The sequence below is a fragment of the Halomonas salipaludis genome (assembly GCF_002286975.1).
Lineage (GTDB): Bacteria > Pseudomonadota > Gammaproteobacteria > Pseudomonadales > Halomonadaceae > Franzmannia > Franzmannia salipaludis.
The window spans coordinates 1-3,206 of record NZ_NSKB01000026.1; the positions used below are offsets into that span (position 1 = coordinate 1).

The 3,206-nt window shown below is 67.5% G+C and carries 4 protein-coding genes; all 4 read right to left on the reverse strand.

The features are described from left to right. The coding region (locus CK498_RS25495) for an aldehyde dehydrogenase family protein (RefSeq protein WP_141247025.1) at nucleotides 1-318 on the reverse strand (318 nt) is incomplete at its 3' end. 18 nt (nucleotides 319-336) lie between these two features. Beyond that, a complete protein-coding gene (gene araD1, locus CK498_RS25500) occupies nucleotides 337-1,326 on the reverse strand; it encodes an AraD1 family protein (RefSeq protein WP_095623644.1) in 990 nt (329 codons plus the stop codon). 27 nt (nucleotides 1,327-1,353) lie between these two features. Beyond that, nucleotides 1,354-2,637 carry a TRAP transporter large permease gene (locus tag CK498_RS25505; RefSeq protein ID WP_095623645.1) on the reverse strand — a complete coding sequence of 428 codons (1,284 nt, stop codon included), beginning with the start codon at nucleotides 2,635-2,637 and terminating at the stop codon, nucleotides 1,354-1,356. A gap of 12 nt (nucleotides 2,638-2,649) precedes the next feature. Further along, nucleotides 2,650-3,206: TRAP transporter small permease (locus tag CK498_RS25510; RefSeq protein WP_229359224.1), on the reverse strand; the 557-nt coding region annotated here is incomplete at its 5' end.

Below are 3,206 nucleotides of genomic sequence, written 5' to 3' on the forward strand. Positions count from 1 at the left end.
GGTGCGGCCGCGCTCGCCCTCGAGGCGCGCCTGGGGCAGGCCGGTCTCGGCCATGCCGCGCTGGGTCAGCTCATCGCCGATGGCCTCGATCTCGCTGGCAATGGTCTCGAGAAAGGTCGCGCGCTCCTCGAGCGTGGTCTCGCGGTAGGCGTCGAAGGCCGCCTCGGCGAGTTCACAGGCGCGCTCGACCTCGGCCTGGCTGCCGCCACGGTAGACCGGCTCGAGGGCCTCGCCGGTGGCGGGATTGGTGGCGCGGATCTCGGCGCGATCGCCGCTGACGGCCTGCTGGCCGATCAGGGAAGTGCCTTGTAACGTCATGCTGTCCTCCTGGGTCGCTCAAAGGGCGTTGATGGTGACCGCAGCCGCCTCGGCGAATCGCAGCGGATTGCGCAGCGGCCGGCCGAAGGCGGACAGTTCGATCTCGAAGCGATCACCGTCACGGGTCTGAATGTCGTCGGCAAAGCTCAGGGTAGCAGTACCGAAGAAGTGCACGTGGACGTCGCCGGGGCGACGGAAGTTGGGGTACTTGAAGTGGTGGTGCTCGAGGTTGGCCAGGCTGTGCGCCATGTTGGCCTCGCCGGTGAGGAACGGCTTCTGCCACAGCGTCTCGCCGTCACGCACGATGCGGCTGACGCCCTCCAGGTGCGCGGGCAGCTCGCCGACCAGCAGCTCCGGGCCGACGCTGCAGGCGCGCAGCTTGGAGTGGGCCAGCCACAGGTAGTTGAAGCGCTCGGTGACATGGTCGGAGAACTCGTTGCCCAGCGCGTAACCGACCCGCCATGGGGTGCCGTCGTCGCCCACCAGGTAGAGCCCGGCAAGCTCCGGCTCCTCGCCAGCGTCCTCGGCGAAGGCCGGTGAGGGCAGCGCGGCCTCCGGCGCGACGATGCAGTCGCCGTCGCCCTTGTAGAACCACTCCGGCTGGGCGCCGTTCTCGCCGCGGGCGGGCTTGCCGCCCGCCACGCCGAGCTTGAACATGCGCATCGAGTCGGTCAGCTCCTCCTCGCTCACTTGGGTCTTGGCGTGCATCGCCGAACGGGTATCGGCGCTGCCCAGGTGGGTGAGGCCGGTGCCGGTGACCAGGCAGTGGGCCGGGTCGGGATGGGTCAGCGGCGGCAGCAGGCGCTGCTCGTCGACCAGCGTCTGGTAGTCGACCAGGGTCTCGCCGAGGCGCGCCTCGACGACCTGGGTGAGCGGCTGGCCGGTGTCGATGGCGATACGCGCCAGGGCGTAGCTGCCGCCATCGATATCGATGGGGCGCACCGCGTCGGAGTTTTCCACCAGCGCTACCCGCAGTTGGTCGTGGTCGAGGTATTGGATCAGTCGCATGAGCTAGTCCTTGTCGTGTCAGCCAGTTCAGTTCCCGCCCACGGCGGTGAGGTTGGGCAGCCAGGTCACCAGGCCGGGGAAGGCGATCAGGATCACCGCCATGATCAGCAGGGTGGCGTAGTAGGGCAGCATCGCCCGCACCAGTTGCTCCATGGTCACCTTGCCCACCCCGCAGCCGACGTACAGACAGGTGCCCACCGGCGGGGTCAGCAGACCGATGCCGAGAATGAACGCCATCAGCACGCCGAAGTAGACCGGGTCGATGCCCACCGAGGTGACAATCGGCGTCAGCATCGGCGCCATGATCACCATCGCCGGGGTCAGGTCCATCACGAAACCCACCAGCAGCAGCAGGCCGGCGACGATCAGCAGCAGCCAGAACGGCTCCTGGGTGATCGCCTGCACCTGGGTGACCAGGGTCTGCGGCACCATGTTGATGGTCAGGAACCAGGCGATCACCGTGGCGAAGGCCAGCAGCAGCAGCACCATGCCGGTTAGCCGTGCGGTGCGGATCAGCATGCCCCACAGCTCGCGGATGTGGAACTCGCGGTAGACCAGCAGCGAGATGACCAGTGAGTAGAGCAGCGCGGCAACCGCCGCCTCGGTGGCGGTAAAGATGCCGCCGATGATGCCGCCGATCACGATCACCGGCAGCACCAGCGCCAGCCAGGCGGCCTTGAACGCCTGCCATAGGAGGTCGAGGCGGAACTTGCGGGTCTGCCCGGCGCCACCGAAGCTGGCCATGATGAAGGTGGTGACCATCAGCCCGATGCCGATCATCACCCCGGGCACGATACCGGCGATGAACAGCCGGCTGATCGAGGTCTCGGTGACGATGCCGTAGAGGATCAGCGGGATCGACGGCGGGATGATGATGCCGATCACCGAGGAGACGGTGTTGATCGCGGTGGCCTGGGGCGCCGAGTAGCCCTGCTGCTTCATCGACGGGATCATCATCGAGCCGGTGGCGGCGGTATCGGCCACCGCCGAGCCGCTGATGCCGCCGAAGAACATCGAGCCGGTGATCGCCACCTGGCCAAGCCCGCCACGGATGAAGCCGACCAGCGCGCCGGCTAGCTCCATCAGCCGCCGGGCGATGCCGCCGGCACTCATCACCTCGCCGACCAGGATGAAGAATGGAATCGCCAGCAGCGGGAAGTTGTTGACCCCGCGTATCGACTGTTCGATGAGGATCGACAGCGGGATATCCGAGATCACCGCCATGACCACCGCGGCGATGCCCAGGCCAAAGGCGATCGGCAGCCCCAGCGCGAGGGAGGCGAACAGGATGCCGAGAAAGATCCAGAGCATGACAGAGGCCTCCTAGCGGGCGCCGAGCATCAGTTGGCCGGCGCGCCAGGCGCGCCAGATCGCCACGGCGGCGATGAAGGCGGCGCACAGCACCAGCGAGATATTGATCAGGTTCCAGGGCACGCCGAGGATCGCGGTGCGCCCGGTGGAGCGGGACAGTACGAAGTAACCGCCGGCCATGACCACGACCATCAGGGCGGTGATCAGCAGGTGCTGGATCAGGTAGAGGCCGTAGGCGGCGCGTGCCGGGAGCTTGCGCAGCAGCAGGTCGACGGCGATATGCTCGAAGCGTGAGAAGGCCGCGGCGGCACCGACGAAGATCAGCCAGATGAACAGCATGCGCGCCAGTTCATCGGCCCACGGCAGCGAATGGTTGAGCAGCGCACGACCGATGACGTTGGCCGACACCGAGACGATCAGCGCCACCAGCAGGGCGGCAATCAGGTGCTCCATGCCGATGGTCAGCCAGCGGAAGACCGCCGGGCCGCGGCGCTGCTGGGTATCGATCTCCAGCGGCTGGCGGCGCGGGTCGTCGAGGAACTCGGACGGGTCCGGGGGCGGTGAGTGAG